The organism is Virgibacillus sp. FSP13 (assembly GCF_054048505.1).
In genome coordinates, this window is sequence record NZ_JBSVKG010000001.1 from 251,335 (window position 1) to 277,896 (window position 26,562).

Annotated in this window: 22 protein-coding genes; 19 read left to right on the top strand and 3 right to left on the bottom strand. The window is 38.3% G+C overall.

All coding sequences use genetic code 11. From position 1 onward, the window contains the following. Window positions 1–19 precede the first annotated feature (19 nt). The 6 genes from ACW2QC_RS01095 (at window position 20) to ACW2QC_RS01120 (ending at window position 4,407) form a co-directional block, all read left to right on the top strand. Complete coding sequence (locus tag ACW2QC_RS01095) at window positions 20–388, top strand: hypothetical protein (protein WP_457542128.1); 369 nt, start codon at window positions 20–22, stop codon at window positions 386–388. 238 nt (window positions 389–626) lie between these two features. After that, window positions 627–815, top strand: coding sequence for a hypothetical protein (locus ACW2QC_RS01100; RefSeq protein WP_457542129.1), 189 nt, complete (start codon window positions 627–629; stop codon window positions 813–815). Between the two features lie 80 nt (window positions 816–895). Next, window positions 896–1,144 carry a hypothetical protein gene (locus ACW2QC_RS01105; RefSeq protein ID WP_457542130.1) on the top strand — a complete coding sequence of 83 codons (249 nt, stop codon included), beginning with the start codon at window positions 896–898 and terminating at the stop codon, window positions 1,142–1,144. A gap of 619 nt (window positions 1,145–1,763) precedes the next feature. Then, a complete protein-coding gene (locus ACW2QC_RS01110) occupies window positions 1,764–2,087 on the top strand; it encodes a DUF3870 domain-containing protein (protein WP_457542131.1) in 324 nt (107 codons plus the stop codon). Between the two features lie 70 nt (window positions 2,088–2,157). Beyond that, entirely contained in the window at window positions 2,158–3,318 is a 1,161-nt protein-coding gene (locus ACW2QC_RS01115) for a DUF819 family protein (protein ID WP_457542132.1), read from the top strand. Between the two features lie 39 nt (window positions 3,319–3,357). Then, the gene (locus ACW2QC_RS01120; protein ID WP_457542133.1) at window positions 3,358–4,407 is read left to right on the top strand and encodes a dipeptide epimerase; all 1,050 of its coding nucleotides are present in this window, start codon (window positions 3,358–3,360) and stop codon (window positions 4,405–4,407) included. A 152-nt stretch (window positions 4,408–4,559) separates the two neighbouring features. Here ACW2QC_RS01120 and ACW2QC_RS01125 read toward each other — a convergent pair whose 3' ends face one another. Next, on the bottom strand, window positions 4,560–4,691 hold the full coding sequence (locus ACW2QC_RS01125) for a hypothetical protein (protein ID WP_457542134.1): 132 nt from the start codon (window positions 4,689–4,691) through the stop codon (window positions 4,560–4,562). Window positions 4,692–5,063: 372 nt separating this feature from the next. Between ACW2QC_RS01125 and ACW2QC_RS01130 the strand changes: the two genes are divergently transcribed. The 5 genes from ACW2QC_RS01130 to ACW2QC_RS01150 all read left to right on the top strand — a co-directional run bounded on the left by ACW2QC_RS01130 (window position 5,064) and on the right by ACW2QC_RS01150 (window position 10,439). Beyond that, entirely contained in the window at window positions 5,064–6,692 is a 1,629-nt protein-coding gene (locus ACW2QC_RS01130; protein ID WP_457542135.1) for a helix-turn-helix domain-containing protein, read from the top strand. Window positions 6,693–6,774: 82 nt separating this feature from the next. Beyond that, window positions 6,775–8,226 (top strand): aldehyde dehydrogenase family protein, encoded by a 1,452-nt coding sequence (locus ACW2QC_RS01135; RefSeq protein WP_457542136.1) that lies wholly within the window; start codon window positions 6,775–6,777, stop codon window positions 8,224–8,226. Window positions 8,227–8,242: 16 nt separating this feature from the next. Next, the gene (locus tag ACW2QC_RS01140) at window positions 8,243–9,133 is read left to right on the top strand and encodes an NAD(P)-dependent oxidoreductase (RefSeq protein ID WP_457542137.1); all 891 of its coding nucleotides are present in this window, start codon (window positions 8,243–8,245) and stop codon (window positions 9,131–9,133) included. 28 nt (window positions 9,134–9,161) lie between these two features. Continuing rightward, on the top strand, window positions 9,162–9,968 hold the full coding sequence (locus tag ACW2QC_RS01145) for a DUF3100 domain-containing protein (protein WP_457542138.1): 807 nt from the start codon (window positions 9,162–9,164) through the stop codon (window positions 9,966–9,968). A gap of 15 nt (window positions 9,969–9,983) precedes the next feature. Next, a complete protein-coding gene (locus tag ACW2QC_RS01150) occupies window positions 9,984–10,439 on the top strand; it encodes a hypothetical protein (protein ID WP_457542139.1) in 456 nt (151 codons plus the stop codon). A gap of 316 nt (window positions 10,440–10,755) precedes the next feature. Here ACW2QC_RS01150 and ACW2QC_RS01155 read toward each other — a convergent pair whose 3' ends face one another. After that, window positions 10,756–12,435 (bottom strand): aryl-sulfate sulfotransferase, encoded by a 1,680-nt coding sequence (locus ACW2QC_RS01155; RefSeq protein WP_457542140.1) that lies wholly within the window; start codon window positions 12,433–12,435, stop codon window positions 10,756–10,758. 259 nt (window positions 12,436–12,694) lie between these two features. Between ACW2QC_RS01155 and ACW2QC_RS01160 the strand changes: the two genes are divergently transcribed. Next, entirely contained in the window at window positions 12,695–13,258 is a 564-nt protein-coding gene (locus tag ACW2QC_RS01160; RefSeq protein WP_457542141.1) for a DUF3990 domain-containing protein, read from the top strand. Then, window positions 13,252–13,494 (top strand): hypothetical protein, encoded by a 243-nt coding sequence (locus tag ACW2QC_RS01165; protein WP_457542142.1) that lies wholly within the window; start codon window positions 13,252–13,254, stop codon window positions 13,492–13,494. Before ACW2QC_RS01160 ends, ACW2QC_RS01165 begins: the two co-directional genes overlap by 7 nt. 62 nt (window positions 13,495–13,556) lie before the next feature. Here ACW2QC_RS01165 and ACW2QC_RS01170 read toward each other — a convergent pair whose 3' ends face one another. After that, window positions 13,557–14,531, bottom strand: coding sequence for a hypothetical protein (locus tag ACW2QC_RS01170; RefSeq protein WP_457542143.1), 975 nt, complete (start codon window positions 14,529–14,531; stop codon window positions 13,557–13,559). A gap of 754 nt (window positions 14,532–15,285) precedes the next feature. Here ACW2QC_RS01170 and ACW2QC_RS01175 point away from each other — a divergent pair. From ACW2QC_RS01175 to ACW2QC_RS01200, 6 genes are all read left to right on the top strand, one after another. Further along, window positions 15,286–16,947, top strand: a complete 1,662-nt coding sequence (locus ACW2QC_RS01175; RefSeq protein ID WP_457542144.1) for a S8 family peptidase — start codon at window positions 15,286–15,288, stop codon at window positions 16,945–16,947. A 380-nt stretch (window positions 16,948–17,327) separates the two neighbouring features. Next, window positions 17,328–17,870 (top strand): REP-associated tyrosine transposase, encoded by a 543-nt coding sequence (locus ACW2QC_RS01180; protein ID WP_457542145.1) that lies wholly within the window; start codon window positions 17,328–17,330, stop codon window positions 17,868–17,870. Window positions 17,871–18,172: 302 nt separating this feature from the next. Further along, window positions 18,173–20,068 carry an alkaline phosphatase gene (locus ACW2QC_RS01185; protein WP_457542146.1) on the top strand — a complete coding sequence of 632 codons (1,896 nt, stop codon included), beginning with the start codon at window positions 18,173–18,175 and terminating at the stop codon, window positions 20,066–20,068. An 834-nt stretch (window positions 20,069–20,902) separates the two neighbouring features. Further along, window positions 20,903–21,274: a response regulator gene (locus tag ACW2QC_RS01190; RefSeq protein ID WP_457542147.1), complete on the top strand. Its 372-nt coding sequence runs from the start codon at window positions 20,903–20,905 to the stop codon at window positions 21,272–21,274. A gap of 580 nt (window positions 21,275–21,854) precedes the next feature. Next, window positions 21,855–23,786, top strand: coding sequence for a M28 family peptidase (locus ACW2QC_RS01195; RefSeq protein WP_457542148.1), 1,932 nt, complete (start codon window positions 21,855–21,857; stop codon window positions 23,784–23,786). Window positions 23,787–24,067: 281 nt separating this feature from the next. Next, a complete protein-coding gene (locus ACW2QC_RS01200) occupies window positions 24,068–26,467 on the top strand; it encodes an S-layer homology domain-containing protein (RefSeq protein ID WP_457542149.1) in 2,400 nt (799 codons plus the stop codon). Window positions 26,468–26,562: the final 95 nt, after the last annotated feature.

Genomic DNA, 26,562 nt, shown 5'->3' on the forward strand with positions numbered 1-26,562 from the left:
TAAAAGGAGAGTTAAACTATTGAAAAAATTTTTCATAATTTTTCCTATCCTTTTTATGCTTATAGGATGCAGCCAAAAAGTAACGGAAGAAGATTTAATCGGTGGCAACTGGACTGCTACAGCGGGATATGAAGATGAGGAAATAGGTGGGGAACCAAATTGTTATCCATTTGAGGAAGGCATTGAATTCAAGGATGAAGTCACTGCCTATAATGAAACGTATGAAAGAGATTTTGAATATGACATTAGAGATAAAGGCTCCAAAATAACATTTCTTGATAAAAGCAGATCATACAGTTATCAAATAAAAAAGATAAGTCAAGATGAAATAGTTTTAGAGGGGTTAAACTTTCAAGAAGGTCGGGCGTGTACCCTTGAGCGCAAATAAATTACATAATACTTGGGGACTGACTTCTTGATCCTGCGTTCCGTGACCTTCCTTGTTTTTATAGGATATAAAGGATGAAGAAAAGGACTTCCTGACAGCTTTAGTTTTAGGATCGAATAAAATAATGCGTGCCGGATACCTGAGCTATTCCGAATTATTTGAGTGCCAGGCACGTAGAAGATTGCTGAAAGGTTAGATTGGATAATGAAAAATAGCAATAAAAAAAAGAATATGATGATTGTCATTACTTTATTTATTATATTTATTATTTAAACATTTTGTATGGAATGTTTATATTGTTAATCCTACTGCTTGGGATACATTGGAAGACAAGGACGGGCAAACGGTTATTAAAAGATTTATTGATAAACAAAAAGGATATGCTGTTTTACATACAAACAATAGCTTTCATATGTATGCCTTTTAAAGGGGTTTTGGGGATGGTCGATAACCGATGAAGCATATATAACGGATGAATTAAACGAAAAGCCTTTCGTTGCCAAAAAAGTGACATTTCAAATTAAAGGAGAAGAAGGGCTAGACATTATTTTAATTATTTCACAAGATGAAGATATTGATCATTTTATTGTACATGATGAAAATAATCAAAAGGTTCATTTTAATAAAACTATAATAAATGAAAATGATGATTCTAATTATTACAGACTGTACTTTAATTATAGTGAAAAACCGTTAAAGGGCAAAATCATCTATGAAGCTTATTCATCCGATAATGAATTATTGTATCGGGAATGAAATTAGAATTCTAATGAATATTGTAACATAACGGCGATCTATCATGTGGAAGTATGTTGCAACATATGCTTCTTTCATTTGTATACGGTTCGGTAGAGATGAAGTGGATGGTGACCTCATAGGCTGTTGGCTGCCAAATTCGCAGGGGAAATCAACCATTTAGTGGTTCTTAAGTCAATAATATCCAAAGCATATTTAAAACCATGAATGATAGCAAAGATTGGTATTTTAATTATAGTGAAAAACCTTTAAAAGGAAAAATCACTTATGAGGCTTACTCATCTGATGATGAATTGTTGTATCGTAAGTAAAATAAAAATCTTGATGACCGTGAAACTTCGCAACTTGAACAAACGAAAGAAGATTTGCGGACAATGAAAAAATATATATCGGAAATTGAGGCCAAATTTAAGGGCGGCGATTTATCGGTTGCAAATTATCTGGGGTGCCTGTCACTCCCCGAATTTTGTCGAATGAAAAACATTCCATTGACGGTCAATTTTTGAAATGTTATATTATTAATATAATTACCTGTAAGCGCTCGCATGAAACAAGCTACTGCAAGTTTCCCTTGTTGGTCCCTTGTATCGTCTGTAGTGTGTTGAAGGAGATTGTATAATTGTATAATCAGATTACCATCTATGTAATTGGGGATGCGAAGGCACCACAGAATAATCCGATTACAAAAAAGTATAGCCAATTTTTCTTGGCGTTGGTGATTAATGTTACCAATGATGAAATTGTTGATAGTGAATGTTCCTCGACCATCCAATTGACGAATCAGTTTGTGCGTTCCTTATTTATCGGGCGTTCTGTATATGATGGTAATATTGAGGAGAATGTTCGCAAACGGTATCAGGGTTCTTCGCAAAAAGCGCTTATTGTTGCATTCCATGATGCCAAAAATAAATATGAGCAAGCAAAAGCTGCTTTGACTACATAAACCTAGTCAGAATCCAGCCTAACAATCATTTGTTGGGCTGGATTTTTTCATTCATCAAAGGGGGAAGAAAATGATTACAGATGGCTTTTTGTATATCGCTATCCTGGTGGCGCTGGCTGCTTTGATGGTGGGAGTTGAAAATAAATTTAACTCTAATCGTTTCTTTAAATTTATTCCGGGGATTGTGCTTATTTATATTGGGGCAGCATTCCTACAGACAATTGGTTTGTTTGATAATGATGCTACGGAGGCTGCGTATACCAATGTGAAAGGTGCACTGCTTCCGGCGATGCTGATGATCATGCTGCTGAAATGTGATATTCGCAGTATTATCAAGCTTGGACCGCGGATGCTGGGCGGTTATCTTGTAGCAGTGGTCAGTATTATGTTTGGTTTTGTTATTGTTTATGCAATTTTTCAATCGTTTTATGTGGAAGATACATGGCGTGCTTTCGGTGCGCTTGCAGGAAGCTGGACTGGTGGCTCAGCGAATATGGTTGCGTTGCAGGATATTCTTAAAGTTCCGGAAAATATTTTTGGCTATGTTCTAATGATGGATACAATTAATTATGCAGTATGGGTAATGTTCATGTTCTGGCTAGTTCCGTTTGCAGGTGCATTTAATCGCTGGACAAAGGCGGATACGGCTTTAATGGAAAATGGACTGGAAGAAAGTGCAGCAACACAGCAAATTGATCAAAGACCTGAGTTTAAGCATATTATGTATCTTCTTGGAATTGGGTTACTCGTTTCTGCGCTTGCTACATTTGCCGGCGACCATTTGCCAGCATTGGGAGACGTGTTCAGTTCAACAACTTGGACCATTTTAATCGCTTCTGTTGTAGGCTTAATTCTTGGTCAGACACCGGTTTCCCGTATTCCTGGTGCACTCGATGTTTCCAATGTGATGTTGTATATTATCGTGGCATTAATTGCTTCTCAATCGGATTTTTCACAGATTGCCCAGGCTCCGATTTATCTCGTTTCTGGCTTTCTGATTATGCTGTTTCATTTGGTTATCATGCTGCTGCTGGCGAAGTTATTTAAATATGATTTATTCACACTCGGCATCGCCAGTCTTGCCAATATTGGCGGCATGGCATCAGCACCAATGCTTGCGGCTGCATATAGTCGGACCTTGATTCCAGTTGGTGTCATCATGGCATTAATCGGCTCGTTCCTCGGAACCTATTTCGGCATGCTAGTCGGAAAAATTCTTGGAATTATGTAAGGCGGAAATTGATATTTTTGAATAGGAGGGGGAATTTGGATGCTTATTAAGGATTTACAAGTGGAACACCGCGGAATACCACTGCACACACCGTTCAAAACAGCGTTAAGGACGGCAACTGAAATCGAGAGCATCGAGGTGAAGGTGGAACTGGAAGGGGGAATTACCGGCAAGGGTGCTGCGGCGCCGACATGGGTAATTACTGGCGATTCAACCGAAAGCATTCAGGCTGCTTTACTGGGACCGATCAAGCAGGCTTTGATCGAACAAGATATCTATCATTTCCAAGCATTGCTAGATGCAATTCAAACATGCTGTATTGGGAATACAAGTGCGAAGGCCACAGCAGATATGGCACTTTACGATGCGTACAGTAAACTGCTACAAGTACCGTTATACCAATTTCTAGGAGATAAAAAACAACTGAAAACTTCGATGACGGTTGGCGTGGACACACCGGAAAAAATGGTAGCTGACGCAGAAAAATGCGTGGCAGAAGGGTTTAGCAGCTTGAAAATTAAAGTTGGCGCTCAGCCTGAATTGGATATTGCCCGGATTTCTGCAATTCGAAGGGCGGTACCGGCAGATGTAATGCTCCGACTTGATGCAAATCAGGGTTGGAAGCCAAAACAGGCTGTCCAGCTGATTAAGCAATTGGAGGCCATGAATGCGGGTATTGAATTTATTGAACAGCCTGTAGCTGCCCGGGATTTGGATGGATTGAAATTTGTGACAGACCATGTAGGCATACCGATCATGGCGGATGAAAGTTTATTTTCTCCAAAAGATGCGCTTCAGTTGGTGAGCGGCCAGTATGTGGATCTGTTGAATATTAAATTGATGAAAAGCGGAGGAATTGCTAACGCATGGAAGATTGCTAGTTTGGCCGAAATTGGCGGAGTAGCTTGTATGATCGGCAGCATGATGGAGCCAGCTCATTCAGTCGCAGCAGCCGCCCACTTTGCTGCCGCCCATCCGAACGTTATCTACTTTGACCTCGATGCACCGTTGTGGCTGACGGAAACACCGAAAGCGATGACGTATGAAGGGGAACAGCTTTATTTGTCTGGGGATCCTGGAATTGGGTGATGGTGCCTGTCACTCCCCGAATTTTGTCGAAACAAACGTCGGCTATCAGATACGATAGCCGGCGTTTTTTCTACTGTTGTTTCTTATATTTTTATTGCTCAGAAGGCATCGATACATACACTAACCCTCAGACAGCAATTCTAAAGTATATGTTATTCCTCCAGTTTAAACTCCCAATCCTGCTCTGGATAAAGTGGCATTCTCATAGCGCGGTAGGCCTGTTTTCCGCTAAATTCGGTGAAATCTGATACAGTTATTTCAAAAACAACATTTGAACCGGACAAAGGGACAGGTTCCTTGTCCCGAGCGCCACGCCATACTCCGCGTCATAATCACCTGGAAACCTAACCTGTCCCCACATCCCATTAAGAGAACTGTGGAATGTGTGTTTTTTAATTCATTTTGTCCTCCTATCTTTAATCTTTAAAGGACAACCGGCTATTTGTTGCTTATTATTTCAAATATGGCTGCTCAATTTTGGTTGTTATAACGTGAGTGATTTATATCTACACAGTCTAGTGATCTGAAACTATTTAATTAATCAGAATTATATAGTATGATAGTACTACTATCGGTCTTACTTCAGTATTTTTAGGGAATTGACCTGATCTTTGCAAGAAAGCAATGATTAACCTTTTAATAGTGTGGGGTGCTAAATGGGAAATTATTCGAACTTGAGTTTAGAGAAGTCCGTAAACCTCTTAGAAATTAATAAATTACTTACACAATCCTTAAAACTGGAAGAAGTACTACAAAACGTTATCATATCAGCTAGTAAGTTAATTAGTGTTTCGGATACATTCATTATATATTTATATGATGAAAACACCCACAAGCTTCGTTTTGCAGAAGGAAAAGGGATATATAAGGATACGTTACAACAAATTGCATTTTCTCCAGGCGAGTCAATAGCAGGGCTAGTATTTAAAAATAAAAAACCTAAGCTGTTTAAATCAGAGGAAGAAATAGATGCTTGTATGAGCAACATGTCTGCGGTAAATTATCATCATTACTATAACGGGGTTTATCGGCGGAAGATTAAAAGCACTATTTGTGTTCCCATCCTTAATAAAGATCGATGCCTAGGTGTTATAGTAGTAAATAACTTTAAACAAGATGGGATTTTTACTGAATCAGATATGCAAGTAATTAAGGCGGTTGCTGATCAGAGCGCTATTGCGATTGATAATTCAAATGTATACTACAGCCTTAAAGAAAAGAACGATTTGCTATTGCAATCAACTACAATACATAAAAAATTTTATAAGCTAATTATTGAGGGAGGAGGTATTGATAAAATACTTTCCTTATTGGAATCCATTATTAATACCAAAGTTTCTTACCAATTAACATCCTTTTACACGAAAGGAGATGCAGTCTTTCCGATCGTTCGCAGGAATGAAGTATTGGGTTTATTAGAGCTTGAAAAAGCGTTTCAATCATACACAGAAATGGAACAAATAGCTATTGAACATGCCAGTTCAACTATTGCATTAGAATTGATTAAAGACAACGCTTTGTTCGAGAAAGAGTTATATTTCCGCCGCGAAGTATTTAATCAGTTGTTAGAGGGATTATCAATGGACGACCTTCATCGTGTTTTAGATTATATCAATTGGGAACGGAAATGGAATATGCAGTGCATTATAGTAGAGGGTAAACAGGAACCTTTATGGGATCAGGTTAAGCTAATCGACAAAGAATGGTTTGTTCGATCAATTGAGGATATTTCCAAAAGTATTTGCGGCCGAAGTTTCGTCTTTACGAGTGCGTTTCAATTAATAATAGTAGTACCTAAAATAGGGGAAGATTTTATTGATCAAATTATAAGTAGTATTGAATTAAAATGGGGTGCTAGAAAAGGATTAATATTTGGTATTGGGAGAGAAACTACTATTCGGGAACTATCAACCTCGTACAATGAGGCCATTAGTTCAATTAGATACGCAAAATCCAATAAGGATATAAATGTAGTTGAATATGCCAAATTAGGAATTGAGAGAGTACTTCATGAAGTGGAACCAACAACAATTGAGATGTTCATAAGTGATAAACTTAGTGGATTACTTAAAATGGATTATCATTTTATAGAAACATTACGAACGCTTATTAAACATAATAAAAATCATAAGAAAACAGCTAAAGCTCTTCACATCCATGCAAACACTCTATATTATCGTTTGAAGAAAATTGAAGAAGTCCTCAATATAAGTCTAAATGATGAAAAAGAATGGTTAGATTTAGTGATAGCTATCCGTCTATTTGTTGCAAGTAACAAAGAATAATAATAAACTTTGTTGCTGACCACATTTAATTATATAAGTCAGAGTATTATAATTACTCCAACAAGGTTAAGGGGGAATATTGATGACCGCGACTTATCATAATTATATAAATGGAGAATGGGTACCATCTCACACCGGAGAACTTTATACTAGTATCAATCCAGCTAAAGCAACAGAAGTGCTAGGACAATTTCAGCTATCTGATGCGAATGACGTAGAAAAAGCTATTACATCATGTGAAAATGCATTCAATGGATGGTCTAACACACCTGTACCGCAGCGTGGTGAGGTATTATTTCGTTTAATTGACTTATTAGAAAAACAAAAAGATGAATTAGCTACGATTATTACAAAAGAAGTAGGCAAAACAAAACATGATGCTATCGGAGAGGTAAAGAAGACAATTGAAGCAATGAAACAATTCAGTGGTGAGTCAACACGTCTGAATGGTGAGACTGTACCATCCCAAGATGGTGACATATTTGCATATACGATTAGAGAACCATTAGGTGTGGTGGGGGTTATTGCGCCATTTAATTTCCCTCTTGGTATTGGCATTTGGAAAATAGCGCCTGCAATCCTAGCAGGAAATACGGTTGTGTTTAAACCTGCAAGTAATACATCTCTAATTAGTGTAAAAATCATGGAGTTATTCGAACAAGCGGGAGTACCTGCTGGGGTAATTAATATGGTGACTGGATCAGGTGGTGTAATCGGTGGGGCTATTGGAAATCACCCGAAAATAAAGGCAGTATCTTTCACAGGATCAACAGATGTCGGACTTACTCTGGGAAAAGCGGTTACCTCAAGAGGTGCAAAAATGCAAGCAGAAATGGGAGGGAAAAACCCATCTATCATATTGGAAGATGCTGATATCGATCAAACAATAGAAAATATTGTTGTGAGTGGCTTTTTTGATAATGGCCAACGTTGCACTGGTACAAGTCGCCTAATTGTCCTAAAATCTATTGCCGAAGAAGTGACCAAAAAATTGGTTGCTCGAGCAGAGAATCTTGTTGTTACAGACGGTTTTAGTGAAAATGTTGATAATGGACCCATCATTGATGAAAATCAGATGAATAACTATTTACAATATGTAAGCGCTTCAATAAAAGAAGGTGCGAAATTAGAATGTGGTGGTAAGAGGTTAACTGATGATGGAAAAGATAAGGGCTATTTTGTGGCCCCAACAGTATTTAGTCATGTTACCAAAGATATGACGATATTCCGTGAAGAAATCTTTGCTCCAGTTATCGCAATTACTGAAGTTGATAACTATGATGAAGCATTAGTAGTGGCTAATGATAGTGATTTCGGTTTATCCTCTACCATTTATACAAATGATTTAAAGAAAGCATTCCATTTTGTTAGAAATATTGAATCAGGTGTGACGCACGTTAATATACCATCTAACTATTTTGAAAACCAGTATCCTTTCGGCGGAAAAAAGGCATCAAGCATTGGTCCACGTGAACAAGGATCAACTGCATTGGACTTTTGGACAGAATATAAGACTGTATATATAAAACCGTGAAGGGAGGGGAAGTATTATGGAAAAGGTTGGCGTTGTTGGCTGCGGTCTAATGGGTAATGGAATTACGAAAAATTTAATAAGAAGCGGCTATGAAGTTTATGTTCATGACATTAATGAACAAGCAGTAGAGCGATTAGTAAATGAAGGAGCATTTGGTACTGAAGATATTAAGTCGATGGGCGAAGTGGTAGATTACATGATTTTATCACTCCCTTCACCAAAACTAATTAAGGAACTGATGTTGGGCCAAGAAGGTGCCATTCATTCTATGAAGAAAGGTACATTTATTCTTGATATGAGTACCAATGATGTTGCAGTTACAAGGGAGTTATATGAACAAGCCAAATTAAAGGAAATTGAGTTTTTCGATTGCCCATTGAGCGGTGGGCCAGACGGAGCCGAAGATGGTACACTTACTATTATGGTAGGGGGGGACGAGAAAGCATTTCCTTCTATCTTACCTGTATTGTATGCAGTTGGCGAGTATATCGAATATATTGGTGAAAGCGGTGCAGGCCAAACAGTAAAACTCTGTCATAACATGGTGGTAGGTGGAATTATTACTCTATTGGGTGAAGCCTTTTTGACTGGGGAAAAAGCTGGAGTAACAAAGGAGAAGCTAGCCGTTATATTACAAAAGGGGTCTGCAAACACGCGAGTGATGGATGTGTTCGGATCAAACATTTTAAATAGCTCATTTGAAGATATAAAATTTTCACTTGCGAATATGAGAAAGGATATCCATTTATATCGAAACCTGGCCGAGAATAAACAAATACCAACAATTGCAAGTCAGTCTATACATCAAATTTTTCAACTCGCTAATTGTAAAGGAAAAGGAACACAGGACTCCACAGCAGTTTATGAAATAATGGCTGAGTTAGGAAATGGTCTTACTGTAAGCTGAATGAATTCAAAACAAGGGGGTAGTTATTATGAGCAGTGAAGTGTTACCTGGACTTTGGAAGGATTGGCGGCTCCACTTACTGGTTTTAGTGACTGTTGTGGCTACAGAAGCTATTGGAACGATTAGCTTTTCGGTGGGACCTGGGGTTATTATGTTACTACCAATGCTTTATGCTCTAATTATTGGGCTAATCTTATATTTCACACCAGTTGTTCAAGAAAAACAATCCAAGAATGCTGAACCGATTATTGTCTTAGGTGTTGCGTTGTTACTGGCTAAGATAGGAGTAACAATTGGACCTTCATTACCTGAACTAATTGCAGCTGGCCCAGCATTGTTGTTGCAGGAACTAGGTAATCTAGGAACAATATTTATTGCATTACCTGTTGCTATTTGGTTAGGTTTGAAGCGGGAAACTATTGGGATGACACATTCGGTAGCACGCGAACCTAACGTCGGATTAATAATGGATAAATACGGTATCAACTCACCTGAGGGACGAGGCGTTATGGCGGTTTATATTTTTGGGACTGTATTTGGCGCTGTATTAATGGGTGTTCTCTCAGGATTCTTGGGAACATTAACGCCGTTGCACCCTTTATCATTCGCAATGGCCTCTGGTATTGGTAGTGGTAGTATGATGGCTGCAGCGAGTGGGTCATTGATTGAAGCATTTCCTGCCATGGAAAATCAAATCGTGGCGTTTGCTGGTGCAAGTAATTTATTGTCTCTATCAACAGGATTGTATGTCAGTATTTTTGTTGCACTACCACTTACAGAAAAACTGTACAGTTCAATGACGGCGCGTCGTGATAATAAGGAAAAAGCTGCATAATTAGGGGGAGACTTAATGCTATTAAAAAATATCCAAGAATGGACATTGTTGCTGCTCATATTCGGCTTTATATCGTTGTTAGGTAACTGGGCGGGTTATAACATTATGCCGCTAACGGCAATCCCGGGTATGATAATACTCATATTAATCTGCTTGACGGGGTTTATACTAAATAAATTAATACCTATTAATTTCCCGAGTGTTGCCTATATTGCGATTATAGGTGTAGTTGTTTCTATGCCGTGGATGCCTGGATCTGAGAAAGTGGTTGAATGGACTAGTGAAATCCAGTTGCTTGCACTGGCGACCCCAATCCTTGCATATGCAGGTATTGCAATTGGACGCTCATGGGCAGATTTCAAAAAACTTGGATGGAAAACAATTATAGTATCCAGTCTTGTACTGATTGGATCATTTGCGGGATCTGCTATAATAGCTGAAATAATCTTACGGTGGCAAGGAATTATATAATATAACTCTATCAATGATTGTTAGCATCAAATAAATTATAAGATAAAATCACTATAGTTTATGCAAGGAGGGCGCTAGGATTGGGCAGTGGTACCTGTCACTCCTCAAATTTTGTTGGAACAGGGAATTTTAATATTGATAAACATCCATGAATGACTATCCCTATTGCTTTATAGCTTTAATTGGGTCCTCATATCTCATAACAAAATACCGCCGGCAATAGCAAACGAAAGCCGGCGGTATTTTGTTATATTTTTTCATATATTACCTGCTGAAATTGTTTAGAAAGTCTCGCATCAAACCTTTAAAGCGTATGTTATTCTTTAAGTCCAAACTCCCAATCCTGCTCTGGATATAGCGGCATTCTTACAGCGCGGTAAGCCTGTTTTCCGCTAAATTCGGTGAAATCTGATACAGTTATTTCAAATACAACATCTGCATCATCTTTGTCATTTGTTTCAACGACTTTACTAATTCTTGCATCTGAGTCTTCTTCCGGTGCGATATACCCGGAAGTAATTAGGCGGTTACCGGTATCGGGTAAGTACTGGGTATTGCCGACGATGGCGGAAAAGAATGATTCCCCACGATCTTTCCCATATTCCCATACCTCGCTGATTGTATGTTCTTTTTCATTAATCCGGTACTGAACCGCATGACTGTATTTATCACTAGCTTCACGATCTCCTCTTGTAACCACATGATTATTGTCAAAGAGTAGTATATCAAGTGTGTCATCGTCCCTATCCATGTCTGGCAATGTTTTCACTGCATGCTGACCTCCAGGGAATTTCATATCTTCATTTTCCGGATCCAGTAAATACTGCTCATAATCTTTTGGCCATTCTTCGTGTGCAGCCAAAATCCACTTAATTTTCGCATCTGGATAAGAAAGCTTCATTACAGTATCCTGGTGACGGCCCGAAATTAGGATTGAATTATCTGTTTCATCAAACCAGATCGCATTTAGATGGAACCAGTCGTGATCCTCAGCATATTCTCCGTCATATTCCTCATAAGCTTCTTTCGGGAATATATCTTTAAGATCGATTTCTTGCACAGTTTCTCCAGTTTCCCTGTCGATAACGTGCATGTGATCTTCCGTATATTTGGAATCCGGCTCATGTGTAGTGGCAAGCCAGTTTCCATTCGGCAGTTCGATCACGTCATGATGAAGCAGATTGTCCTTCTCATAACCATCAATATGAATCTTGTAGCCATTGCTTATTTTCCCAAGTAAATCCATTTCTAGTAATTCAGGATATTGCTCCTGCTCGCTTTCCTTTGTGTTAATTAGGATATTGCCATTATCAAGTCGGGTAAAAATAGTCCGGAATTCCATATCGGTATACCAGCGAATATCAGCGTTTTCATCCACAGCATATAAATAGTTTTTACTCGGAACTACAAAGGTGAGCCCATCTTCCATTGCCTCCGGGTTTGCTTTAACAAGTTCTGTCGTTGGCAACCCATCTGGTAAGGCCTCTGTCTTAATAGATAGTTCTGTTGTCTTCGTATTTCCATCTTTGTCTTGCGCCTTTAGAACAACGGTATTGTTCGTGTCTGGATATAGTCCGAGCACAGGAATTTCATGATCTGTTTCGTAGCCCTTCCACTTTTTTTCAATCGGAGTCTGACCGTTTCCACTGCCAACGATCACCTCGATCTCCATTGGCTTGTCCGTTTCAAATTTAAGTAGTGCGGTGAGTGGTGCGACGTTATATGGATCCAGTTTTATGAACGGGTCATCGAATGAATAAGAGCCTTTCTCATATTCGGCTAAAAGTTTTTGATCAATTTTCTCCTGTTCTTTTATGCGATCCTCATCATAAGTAGATATTTGAGTTGCATCCGGATTTGGCTCCGGATCGAACACTTTTTCTTCCGCTTCTTCCTGTTTATTTTTCTCTTCGTCTCCCCCCGCTGTGCATGCAGTAAGCACTGCCAGCACAAGCATAAGGAGACCAAGCATCTTGATCAGACTTTTTCTTTGCATGTTTATCCCTCCAACAAGTTACTCTTCCGGGTTAATATTACCTCACTTTTTGGTGCCTGTCACTTCCCGATTTTTGTCGAAAAAATTTGTTGACAAGAAGAATCCTGTGGAGATAATCCCAGCACGGATTTTAAAAAATTTAGGACAGTTACTGATTTTATTTTAATTGTTTCATGAATAGTAAAATTGATGATGGAAAGTACTCATGGAATATAAAAAAATTCATGTTATAATTAAATTCTGATCGGAGTCGTAACTATTGTATACCAATCATAACCCTGATTTGCCTCTGTATCATGGAACAATTAGTTTGTACTCCGACAGTATTGTTAAACATGGAGTGAAAATATTTCCAAGAAAAAAAGGCGGAGTTGATTTTGGACCGGGTTTTTATTTAACAAACAGTTTTGATCAAGCTAAAGAATGGGCAGAGCGTAGAACCGATAGGCCAATTCCTAATAAACAAGTACTAGATTTATCTGGTATTACTATTCATGATTTTCTTGGAATGAAAAGAGGCTTTAAACCGGTTGTTCTAAGGTTTCGGATTAATGATTTAATCAAATGGAAACAATTAAACTATAAAATATTTGAATTTGATAACAACAAGTGGAAATTTCTTGTTTGGAATATGCGACAAGATAACCAGCATTTACTAAAACCTAAGTTTAATTTTGATTGGATTTACGGACCGGTTGCTGATGGCGGTTTAGTATCAATGAATTATAAGGACATAAAAGCATATAATAATAAAAATCAACTGGCAGTATTAACAAACGGAGCTGCTGAGTATTTGGAGTTATTGGAGGTGATACAATGTTAAATGGTTCTGAAATCCGTAATGAAATCAACTTAATAATTAATCGTATTACCTATGAATTAATTAATGAGTTCGGTAAAAGTCAAGATGAAGCTATGGATCTAATAAAAAGATCAAAAGTAGAAAAGTCTTTAATTGAGGATGGGATGGGGTTTCATGAGTCTCCGTATAATTGGGCAATAAGCGTACTGACGGACCAGAATGATTATGAAGCATTAGAGAAATATTTATATCATTAGTAAAGGAAGCAAAAACAAATAGTTGTTTTACTTCCTTTTTTTGTGAGTGCCTGTCACTCAAGTTATTTACTATTATATGCCCGATCTATAAATGAAGATATTTGATTTAATGACTCTACCCACTCTAAACGGATGTATGCCTCATGTGGATATTTATCATATTCATAATCTTTTCGTTCAAAGTTTCTTCCTAGAACTCTGTCAATTTCCTTTTGCATTAATAATCCGTATCTATTTTCCTTTTTTCCAACATGCAATATCAAACATCTTTGTCTAGCAGTTGTAAGTGTGACGAATTTTGTTTTAGTTATCTTTCTATAGCCGATTCCATCTTTCGTTCCTGCATCCTCAATTTGATTAGAGTAATGTTGCCAAATATAGTTATCGATTTGTCTTGCTAATTTCTGAGCTTGTAACTTTTCGAACTTTAAGAAAAAGTACTCCTTTGATTTTTGGCGATCTCCAATACAATTTATGATGCAGAATTCCTCAAACTGCTCAATCAAAAAACAAGTAACGGAATCCTGATTTGACTTAAAAAACTCTAGTTGATTTTTTAAAAAGCCCCTTATCTCACTCCAAGTTAAAATGATGGGATCCTCTTTATAGTTTGTCCCTAAAGCAAAAATTTTTTTATGTCCCTCTAATTGGTAATGTTCAAGGTAGGAATTATAGCCGATTTTATTCTCAATTAATAAGGAGTGCTTATTAGATAAGATAGCCCCATCTGGTATGTTGAATGATTTTTTTAATCCTTTGTGAACCTCCGTACTTTCTGCGATACCTAGGATAACACCGGCTTTTGTTGGACTTTCCAATCTGTTTTTGACCTGATATCGATAATCATATGTTTGTGTATTAGTGTAATCAAACCCGATGAATTTAAAAAAATGAGTAGTTAATTCTGGTGAAGAGTGCTGAAGAACATTAAGAAATGCCTTCGTTACATTATTCTCAATTTGAAGTTGTTTTGTGTCTTCCGTTTTTCCTTTGGTTTGTCCTCTGTAATAATGAAAAATATTTTTATAATTGGACATAAGATCCCCCTTAAAACTTTTGTATAATAAAATAGTGAAATTGAAACAGTTGGGCGCTTCAACGTGAAGTGGATTGTTTATTCCGAACATTCTAGTAACAATTCGATATCATGATTTCTGTTATATTCTTCCCAATAGCTCCGTACAAGTAGAGAATTCAATATTCATAGGGGTTTCAATTACTAAATGGCCAACATCTAATATACGACCTTTTTCACTAGAGTTTAGCAATAAAAAAATATCTTCTTACTGTGCAATGATCTTAGGAACCATTTTAGAATGCTTAACCTTAACATAACTACAACTATTTTTGATACACAGGCGGGGTGAACATCTATTTCAAAGCCACCGTCTTCCTGATTCTTCATACTTTCCCATGCATCTTCCACTAAACTCGCGCAGCAATTTGGACAAATTAATTTTTAATAAAATTCACTTTCCTAAAAGTATATACGATTAAATGATTGAAAACAGCAAGAATTTAGTGCGTATCATTCTATAAAAATTTTAATAAAGGATATCAACATGCTTATTCATTATGCGATTGTCTTATGACTATAAAGAAGAACTATTTTAGAAGTTATAGAAATCAGCTTGGACCCTCACAGCACAAGCCTACTTGACCTAATATTAATGAATCCAGTTGTAGACAAAAAATATCAAAGAGCAACAGGGCGATAGAATTTATGCTAAACTTTTTTGCAATCTCTCCGATATTTATAAGTGACCACAAATAATTAAAGGGGATAGCGAAATGAAAAGGTACATGTATGTCTTTCTAGCTTTTGCACTCATTGTAAGTTTATTTTTCTTTGAAAGTGGCAATGTCAGTGCTGATACAGCTGCTAAAATAGCACCAGCATCAACAAAGTCTATTCCATCAATCCTCAGCCAATCCTCTGAATCTACTACCCAGCTAGACGATAGCTATGTGGTAACTTTTAATGCAGGTACATCTATTGAACAGATGAAATCAACGATCAAGCAATATAGTGGAAAGATTGTTGACAGCAGTTTCAACAGTCAGACGGTTAAAATTCATCTATCCACAAACCAATATAAGAAAATGAAGAATGCCCCTAATGTGAAATTTATTGAAGAGAATCATACTTTTCACACTTTAGGATTTGGACCTTTAATACAATACAGTCATGAAAAAACGCATATTTCCAATGCTTGGGATCAAGATTTAAAAGGTAAAGGGATTGACATTGCTATTTTAGATACGGGCATTTCATCTCATGATGATTTAAATGTTGCTGGTGGTTCTTCGACTGTTAGCTATACTGATTCCTACAATGATGATAACGGGCATGGTACGCACGTTGCGGGAATTGTTGCTTCAAAAGATGATGGACGTGGGACTACAGGGGTTGCAAGTGAGGCCAATATCTATTCGGTAAAGGTCCTGAAAGGCAATGGTAAAGGAGATCTTATGGACATCATTGAGGGTATAGATTGGTCTATTAGAAAAGGTGTCGATATTATCAATGTCAGCTTGGGATCAAAAATTGATTCAAAAACGTTAAAGGCAAAAATTGACGAAGCAAGGTCAAAAGGCATTATTGTAGTAGCTGCCGCGGGCAATACAGGCGATACACATATGACATATCCAGCTAAATATGATGATGTTGTTGCGGTTGGGGCTACAGACAAGAACAATTATATAGCCTCGTTCTCTTCTAGAGGGGATGAATTGGATGTCGTTGCTCCGGGAGTAGAAGTAGTCAGCACATATTTAGGTAATATGTATGCAAATGGAAGTGGGACTTCACAAGCTGCTCCTTATGTATCCGGCATGTTAGCTCTTTTAAAAGAAGAACATCCTAGTAAATCAGCCGACGAATTAATTCAAACTCTTTATGATGACACCTTAGATTTGGGTGTGAAGGGAAAGGATCCTTTATACGGTTATGGTTTTGTTCAATTCCCTAATGAGGAAAAAGCGGATGATATAGATTCAAACAAAATGGATAAAGTAGATGAGAAAGAATCAACGGGTAAAGATATAAATGAGGAGCTGGATACATTAAATTATACGGATGTGAAACCGGGAGATTCGCATTATCCGGGCGTCAAATGGCTAACCGAAAACGGAATTAAAGGATACAGTGATGGAACCTTTGGCGTTGGTCGTGATTTAACTCGTCCACATTCCGCCATCATGTTTACCCGAGCTCTGCATTTGAATATTCCAAGTGCCGAAAGTATAGAGGATTATTTTGATGATGTTAGCCCTAATCATATATATGCTGAATTTATTGCTGCAACAGGAAAAGCAGGTATTTTCAAAGGCAGCAACGGTAAGTTCTTGCCTAATAAAAAATTAGATCGGTGGTGCCTGTCACTCCCCGAATTTTGTCGAAAAAAGTTCTGTGGTGGGGAATCACCAAAGGGCTTTTCTTTTTTTAGTTGAAATTTAAATTCAAGTGGTTGTTTAACCCAATTTTTTTATCGTCATATTCCAAAATTGAGATATACGAGTGTATAACTTAGAGATAATTTCATTTCTAAAAACTAATTATTGATTTTAGCCTTTTGACATTCCCATCCCAACGGTATATTTTATACTTAAATGATGGCTATAGGTAACTTGTATTGGAATGGAATAGAATAGGGGGAGACCATACCTACCGTGTGCAAATGGAAATTCAGCTGCTCCCGGGAATCGAGGTGATTGTATTGTCGGGCTGCCTGATGCCAAACAGAAGGATTGTGAGCACTGGCAGCAATCCAGGAGACTGTCACAATGCGGTGTATGTATTTAGCAAAGAAACAGAATAGGATGGTGAAAAGTTGGCAAGAAAGAAACGAATTTGGATACCTGATGCCTATTATCATGTAATTTGTCGCGGTAATCGTCGTGATGCGCTTTTTATAGATGATAGTGATTTCAGGATTTTTCTCCACATGCTTGATCAAGTCAATAAAAAAACCCCTTTTGAAATGGTGTCCTATTGCTTAATGACAAACCATTTTCACCTACAAATGCGATCCACAGAACAACCTCTTTCAAAAGTAATGTCCCTGATCAATAAACGGTATGCCAATTATTACAATACAAAATATCGACTCACCGGCCACGTATTCGAAAAACGGTATTATGACAAAATGATTGATTCTAATATTGGTATGTTGGAAGTCAGTCGTTACATCCACCTAAATCCCGTGAAGGCTGGAATGGTTGTGCAAGCAGAAAGGTATCGTTGGAGTAGTTACCGGTATTATCTTCATACCTCAAGTCATAAGCCTTTAAATATGAATGTGATTTTAGATAGCTTCTCGGGAAATCAAGGGGATAAGCAAAGGAAATACCGGGATTTTGTGGAGAGTGGTTAGGGTGCCTGTCACTCCCCGAATTTTGTCAAAATATCGGGATTACTCCTTAGAATTTTAGCCACAAAAGTCCAGCAGAGATAGAGAATAAATCTCAGCTGGGCTTTTTGTGTTGATATTGGGGGGAAGCTCTCTTTAAAAAAATATTCGACACTTTTCGGGAAGTGACAGGCACCACCCAAACTAACCCGGGACTATCAATCTATTTTTAGCGAAAACAGGGTGAAAGCGTTGACATCAGAGTGGTAGTTTTATAGAATCACTGTTGAAATATTACGATCATTATCAAAAAAGGAGGTTTTTTAGTGTTTAAGGGGAAGCTAAGCAAAAAAATAGCACCACTTGCGCTGTCATCTGGTTTAGTATTATCCAGTTTTGCTGGAATTGGGACAACTAAGGTCAGTGCAGCTGAAAAGATGGATGGTGAAATTGAAAATATCATCTTCATGATTGGGGATGGAATGGGGCCAGCTGCTCTCACAGCCCACCGATATATGGAAGATGATGATCTGTCAACTTCTTTAATGGATGACATGGCATTTGATCCATACTTTGTAGGTATGCAATCCACTTTTCCAGAAGATGATGATGAAAACATTACAGATTCTGCTGCAGGCGCAACAGCAATGGCTACAGGAATAAAATCATATAATGGCGCAGTTTCTGTAGACAATGATAAAAAGGACGTAAAAACAGTTTTAGAACGAGCAAAGGAAGTAGGGAAAGCTACTGGAATGGTTGCTACCGTTCAATTAAACCATGCTACACCTGCATCTTATGGTGCTCATGCGGTCGAACGGCATAATTATAATGAAATTGCGGATGAGTACTATGATGAACTAATTAACGGTGAGCATAAAATTGATGTTTTACTTGGAGGCGGAACGGATTATTTTATTCGTGAGGACCGCAATCTAGTTAAGGAATTTAAAAGTGATGGCTATAGCTACGTTACAAATCGTGAAGAATTGCTTAACGATAATAATGAGCAAATACTAGGTCTATTTGCGCCTGTTGCGTTACCAATGATGATCGACCGTACAGAAGATATCCCGTCTTTAGCCGAAATGACAAATGCTTCAATTGAACGATTAAATCGGGATGAGGACGGATTCTTCTTAATGGTTGAAGGCTCTCAAATTGATTGGGCCGAACATGATAATGACATTGTTGGTGCAATGAGTGAAATGAAGGATTTCGCGGAAGCATTTAAGACAGCGATTGAATTTGCTAAGAATGATGGCCATACATTAGTTGTAGCAACTGCTGATCATTCTACAGGCGGACTCACGATTGGACGCGAACATGACTATGTTTGGCATCCGGAAGTTATTAAATCTGTCAAACATTCTCCAGACTATATTTCAGAGCAAATTGTTGAAGGTGCAAATGTAGAAGCAGCATTGACAGAAAATATCGATCTTGATTTAACAAATGAAGAAATTCAATCTGTTATTGACGCCAAGGAAAGTGCAAATCCAGATGAGGCCCTGGATAATATCTCCTCTGCGATTAAAAAAATTATAGACATACGCAGTGCAACGGGTTGGACGACTAGTGGACATACAGGAGTCGATGTTCCAGTTTATGCGTATGGACCAGGTAAGGAAATGTTTGCTGGCAAAATCGATAATACGGATCAAGCCAAAAACATTTTTAAGATTTTAAATGAAGAAGAGACTGAAGCTGATTATACCGATGTTAAACCAGGGGATTCCCATTACGAAGGTATCCAATGGCTAACGGAAAAGGGAATAAAAGGATATCAAGATGGTTCGTTTGGCGTTAGCAACGATCTTACTCGTCCACATGCCGCAATTATGTTTACGAAAGCGTTGGAATTAGACGTTCCTAGTGCCGAAGAAGTAGAAAAATATTTTGATGACATCGATGCTAATGACCAATACGCTAAGTTTATAGCAGCTGTTGGAAAAGCTGGTGTGTTTAACGGCAGCAATGGAAACTTTTTGCCTGAAAAGGATTTAACACGTGAACAAATGGCAACGACGCTTGTAAATGCATTTGACCTTGAAAGTAACGGAAAGAATGTTGATGTTAATTTGGATAATGTTAGTGATTCGCACAAAGCTAACGTCCAAATTTTAGCGGACCTTGGAATTACTAATCAACTAGAAGATTTCCATCCAAAAGATGCAGTAACACGCGGCCAATTTGCGACATTTTTATATCTTTCCCGGTAGGTGGTGTATGTCACTTCCCGTATTTTGGTGGATGAAGTTCTCTGGATTATCAAGGAATTATTACGTAATAATAGTTCCAAAAAAATTGCCGAGTGTTGATCCAAGGATGCAATATGTTTAACTTTAGAATGCTGTGGGGTGAGTGTTTTATTATAAAATACTCGCCCTTTAATTTGGAAGCTGTAAAAAACTTGCGGATGCCAGCCGTTTTCCGGATTTTACCGAATGAAAGAAAGGTGAAATCATAGTGGAAACTGATAGCTTTATATAGAGAGGATGTTCAAAAAGTCACCAAATGATAAGCGGCGAATCTCTTCGTTGCTTGTTTCTCCGCTGCTCACGTATCTAACTGCATACGTTCCGCTGCTCGAAACTACGCCGCCTCGACCTTCTTGCTTCTAATTTCGCGACTTTTTGAACACGCACATATAGTAACCCGCCAATGGAATGCTTGTGAGATGAAGGGTTTGTTTTCACAAAATTGACCTAAATGCGGTCGGAGTGTTTTTTGACCATGAGATCATATGGGTTTATTTTAAAAAAACCAAAATTTAAAATTTTAATGTTTGTTCAATTCAATTTTTCGATCTTTATATCCAAAAATCTAAATTTACGAAACCTAATCTATCGAATAATACCATTTTCCAAGCGATTGGCCAATTTTTACTCTTTTGACATTTTCATCCTCACAGCCTATCTTATACCTAACATATGAAAAGGTCCTACTGTTTATACCGCTATCATATATGATAAATCAATTACTTGAAGGTGAAAGGAAATACTAGAAGAGGGCACTTATGAGTAATTCGGCCCCACTATAAGGAAGGTTAATTTATGAGTGTTGTTTTAATTGCGGATGATTCAAGGTTTATGCGAATGTGGTTAAAAAGAATACTTCAACAGTATGGATATAAAGATGTTGTTGAAGCAATTGACGGCCAAGAAGCGATTGACCAATACAAACAAGTCCGGCCTGAAATTGTTTTCCTCGACATAACCATGCCCAATGTAAATGGATTAACTGCATTGACGAAAATTATCAAATTTGATTCTAAAGCGAAAGTGGTTATGTGCTCAGCTTTAGGTACAAAAACAAATATTATTAAGGCTTTACAAATAGGAGCGAAAGACTTCGTTGTTAAACCTAATTTTGATAGTTTGATTAACATTTTGGAAAAGCTGGAAGATTATTCAGCGAGGGTATAAAACAAACTAGATTACTGCAACGAGCCCGAAACCATTAGATATAGAAGCAATTAGAGAAATTTATACAAACGCATACGAAGGAAAACGGGTTAAAGAACTTTTAAACGACAAGAAAGAGTGGAATATATAAAACGATTATAGAACTGCGTGTCTCGGAAACCGATGGAGTTGGACAGATTAACAATACGGTTGTTCCTGTTTGGCAGAAATAAAATTTTTGAGTTGTTTACTCCAGATTATCGCTTTGAAAATTGGAGAATGATTATCATCAATATGAATATTAATTATGTTAGTCAGATTTATTTCGGAAAGAATGAGGAAGTTTATACCTGGGTGACAGGCACCTGGTAGTTATTTAGTCCCAAAATTCAGTAAACTCATTGACATTTTTACCCTTTGGAAGTATGTTTAGTTCATATGAAATTTGAATATGGAATGGGAAGACACCTTGGGATCGACATCAATTAATGTGTGTGCGTTCGCCAAGGTGTCTTTATTCTGACTGCCATTTTCTATTAATCTATTATCAATGGAGTTTTCAATACTCCTGATATAAAAAACCTTAGGAGGGGATGTATTAATGGTAGATAAGAAGTTTTTTAGGAGGTTTACTGGTACAATGGCCACGGTTGCGGCTGCAGCAAGTTTAACTTTCGTACCGGTTGCCTCAGCAGCACCCGATTCGTACCCGGATGTAAAAAAGGGTGACAGCCATTACGAGGGTATCATGGCTCTAACAAAAGAAGGCGTTGTTAAAGGGTATGAAAATGGCAAATTTGGCCAATGGGATGATATTACGCGTCAACAAGTAGCTGTTATCTTGTATGAAGCTTTTGACTTGGAGGAGCCAAAAAATCTTGACAATGTGTTGAGTGTTTACGATGATATTGACAGCAAGCATATCTATGCGAAACAAATTGCTGGGGTAACCGAGGCGGGTATTTTCAAAGGAAGTAGTGGTTCTTTCCACCCCGGTAAGATGATTACCCGTGAACAGGTAGCATCAGTTATTTTGCTAGCAAAAGACTTAGAAGAATACGACTCAGCTGAGGTAAAAGAAATTGAACTTGATAATGTTGATGCGTCACATAAAGAACGCGTTCAAATTCTGGCTAACCTTGGAATCACGAACCAGTATGAAAATTATCGGGCACAACAACCTATTAGCCGTGGTGCCTTTTCGACAATGCTTTATAAATTGGGACAAAAAGTTGATGAATTAGGAAGCAAGTATCAGCTTTATGACAACAAAATTATTAAGGATATCAATGTTGATAGTATGTACGACAATATTGCCTATCTATCTGAAGTACCGAGGGAAGCTGGAACGGATGGCGAAGTGAGGGCCGTAGAATACATCGAAAGCGAGTTTAAGAAACTAGGATATGAAACGGAAATTCAGCCATTTCCTATCTATGATTATAAATCAGAGGCCAATGTTCAAATTGACGGTACGGAACTTGAGTCACCACATGCATTTAACGGAAGTGAAAGTGGTAAGGTAACAGCGCCACTTGAGTATGTTGGAAAAGCATCACCTGAGGAAGTCGGGGATGTAGAAGGGAAAATTGCTTTAATAAAACGTGGGGATTTGACCTTTGTTGAAAAGGTCCAGAACGTTCTAGACAAAGGTGCTGTAGGTGTAATAATGTTCAACAATAACGATAATGGAAACTATTTTGGCGAAGTACGTAATGGTCAAAATATCCCTGCAGTCGCTATTACAAAGGAAGCTGGACAAAAATTGGTTGAGCAATTGGATTCATCAGAAGTTTCGGCTACGTTAGATGTTAACACTGAAAAAATCGAGAAGACTTCCTATAACGTAATCGCTTCAATGAAACCAGATCAAGAGCAAGATACTGGTCAACTCATAACAATCGGAGCTCACCATGATTCTGTTCCTGGAGGCCCAGGTGCAAATGATGATGGTTCTGGGGTTTCGGCTGTGCTTGAGCTAGCAAGAATATATGCTGACTCTCCGATTGATACAGAGGTTCGTTTTATGACGTTTGGTTCAGAGGAAAGAGGACTAGTTGGATCTTCTTATTATGTAGATTCACTTCCTCAAAGTGAGATTGATCGTATGGTCGCCCACTTCCAAATGGATATGATTGGTGGTCGTGATGCTGGGGCTGATAACCCTGCTGGTGGCTTAATCATGTATACAATTGACGGTGAGAAAAACCTTGTCACGGATTTAAGCGCCGCTTCTGCCTCAAGAATGTTAACAGAAATGATTCCATACGGGCAATTAGGACGCAGTGATCACCAACCGTTCCATGATGTAGGCATTCCATCCGCATTGTTCATCCATTCACCTGTTGAGCCTTGGTACCATCAGCCAACAGATACAATAGATAAAATTAGCAAAGAAAAATTACAACAAGTTGCCGAGATTGTTGGTTCATCTGCTTATCAAATCGCTCGCCCAGAAACACCAGCATTAGCAAACGATCAAGTAGCAGAAGGATTTGTTGACTATCAATTTGAAGACCGCCCAGTAGACTAAAAAAGAAGTATATTGTGCCGAAAGCCCTGCAAGGAATAATCCATGCAGGGCTTTTTTGCTGGTCGTATGGAGGTGGGACGTGGGGACAGGTTTGTTGTCCCACCTCACATGTCTTGCTTGGTACGGGAACGCGTGTGGGACAACAAACCTGTCCCCACGTCCCGACAAATTTTTTAATATTTTGGTAGTTTTTTTAATAGAATTCCATTATAATCGTATTGCGATGTAGTTTTTTTATGGTTTGCAGTTTTGCGATAATTCAGGGAGGGGGATTTTATTTAATGAAAGATGATAAGAAGCAGTCACGTACATGGTCAGGGGCAACGATTGCTACTGCAGCGGTGGCCGGGGTAGCACTTACACCAGTGGCAGTAGCGGCGGATACAGGAATTTATACAGATGTGGATGCTGATGATTCTCATTATGATGCGATCAAGAGTCTGACAGAAAAAGGGTATGTGCATGGTTATCCGGATGACACGTTCAAACAATGGAACGACATCAGTCGCCAACATGTTGCGGTTATTTTGGCAAACGCGATGGATTTGCAAACACCGGAAAATGTCGAGGAAGTATTAAAGGTATATGATGACGTGGACCCGGATGATTTATATGCTGAGGAAATTGCAGCAGTGACAGAGGCAGAGGTTTTTAAAGGGGAAAATGGTAGTTTTCAACCTACTGAACCGATAACAAGAGAACAAATGGCAACCGTATTATACAATGCTTTGGATTTAAATGATTATTATACGAATACGAACGATGTTGACATTGATTTAGGCAATGTGGACGCTTCTCATAAGGAACGTGTCCAAACATTGGCCAATTTAGGAATTACGAATCAGTTAGAGGACTTCGCACCAACAGCATCTATCTCACGTGGTGCCTTTTCTACGATGCTTTATTTATCACTCAAAGCAGTTGATTCACCTGAAATTCATCATATTCAGGGAGCAACACACTACTCTCCTTTTAATGGGAAACGCGTAAATAATATAGATGGCATTGTAACCTACAAATACGAAATGAATGGATCACATTATTTTCATTTGCAACAATCGACAGATGAATATGATAACAATCCGGCTACTTCAGAGGCACTAGTTGTCTATCTGGGTACAAATGATCTTGTTGAGGTTGGAGATCGTGTCACTGTTTCCGGGGAAGTGGATGAATATGCGATTGACGGATATGGAGATCGCCAAGAAACTGACCTTCCAATTACAGAGATTAATGCAAGAGATGATCAAGGTGGGAGTGTAACGGTAGAAGAAAGTGGTGTTGACCTGCCTGAGTCAATAAAAATTACGTCCAGTGGGATACCTGAAAAAATTGCTGATGAGACAACATTTGAAGCATTTGATCCCGCCAGTTATGCACTGGATTATTGGGAAAGTTTGGAAGGAATGCGAGTTACGGTAGCACCAACAAAAGCTGTAGCGCCACAAGAGCACGGTGATATTTTTACCGTTACCCAAGAATTTGAAACAGATACGATGAATGATGGTGTTTTATTAAAACCTACTGGACAAAACGCTCAAGCAATACCGTTCAAACTATATCCAAATGGAGATGCACGCGATTTTGATGTGAAAACAGGTGACCTATTTAATGGTGACATCACTGGCGTAGTGAATTATGGTTTCTCCAATTATAAAGTTTATGCGGATTTAAATGAAATGAAAGCGGTCTATAAAGATGGTGGAACGACACAGGAGCAAACGACGATTACACAAAAAGAAGGAAAATTAACAGTAGCCTCCTATAATGTGGAGAATTTCTCTGCAAATGCCGATGAATACGAAACTCCTGATGAAAAAGCACAGCGTATTGCCGAGGCTTTTGTAAATGATATGAACAACCCTGATATCATTGGTATTACAGAAGTACAGGATAATAACGGGGGAGAGAAGGGCCCAGACGATGCAGACGCTTCTAAAAGTTTTGAACGACTAATTGCGGAAATAGAAGCTGCTGGTGGTCCGAAATACGATTATGTCAGTATTAATCCAGAATATAATGCAGATGGTGGAAAACCAGATGCGAATATTCGTGTTGGATTCTTGTATAATCCTGAGCGTGTAAGTCTAAAAGGTGACAAGCCTCAAGGTGATGCTGATGATGCGGTGGCTTATCAGGATGGTGAATTATCGTTAAATCCTGGACGTATTCAACCGAACAATCCTGTATTTGAAGATACACGTAAATCACTCGCGGCCCAATTTACATTCCAGGGAGAAGATGTGGTAGTAGTTGCTAACCATTTGAACTCTAAAAGCGGAGATACAGGAGCATTTGGTTCTACACAGCCTCCTGTGTTGGGTAGTGAAGCAGAACGTGTTGAGCTTGCAAAAGTGATTAATGGATTTGTAGAAGATATTCAAAAAGATAATGCCGATGCAAATGTCATCGTACTTGGTGACATGAATGATTTCCAATTTTCTAAGCCACTAGAAGTATTAGCTGGTGATGAATTAACAAATATGATCAATGAAGTACCACTTGGGCAAAGATATTCTTATGTTTATCAAGGAAATTCCCAAGTACTTGATCATATTCTTGTAAGCAATCACCTAGCAGAAAAAACAGCAATTGACATTATCCATGTAAACGCCGACTTCACAGAAATGAGTGGAAGAGCAAGCGACCACGAACCAGTACTAGTACAAATCGATTTATAAGGGACATGGGGACAGGTCCCTTGTCCCACCAGCATACCACCGCCAAACAAGGCTTGTCAGGTGGGACACCTAACCTGTCCCCATGTCCCCATAAA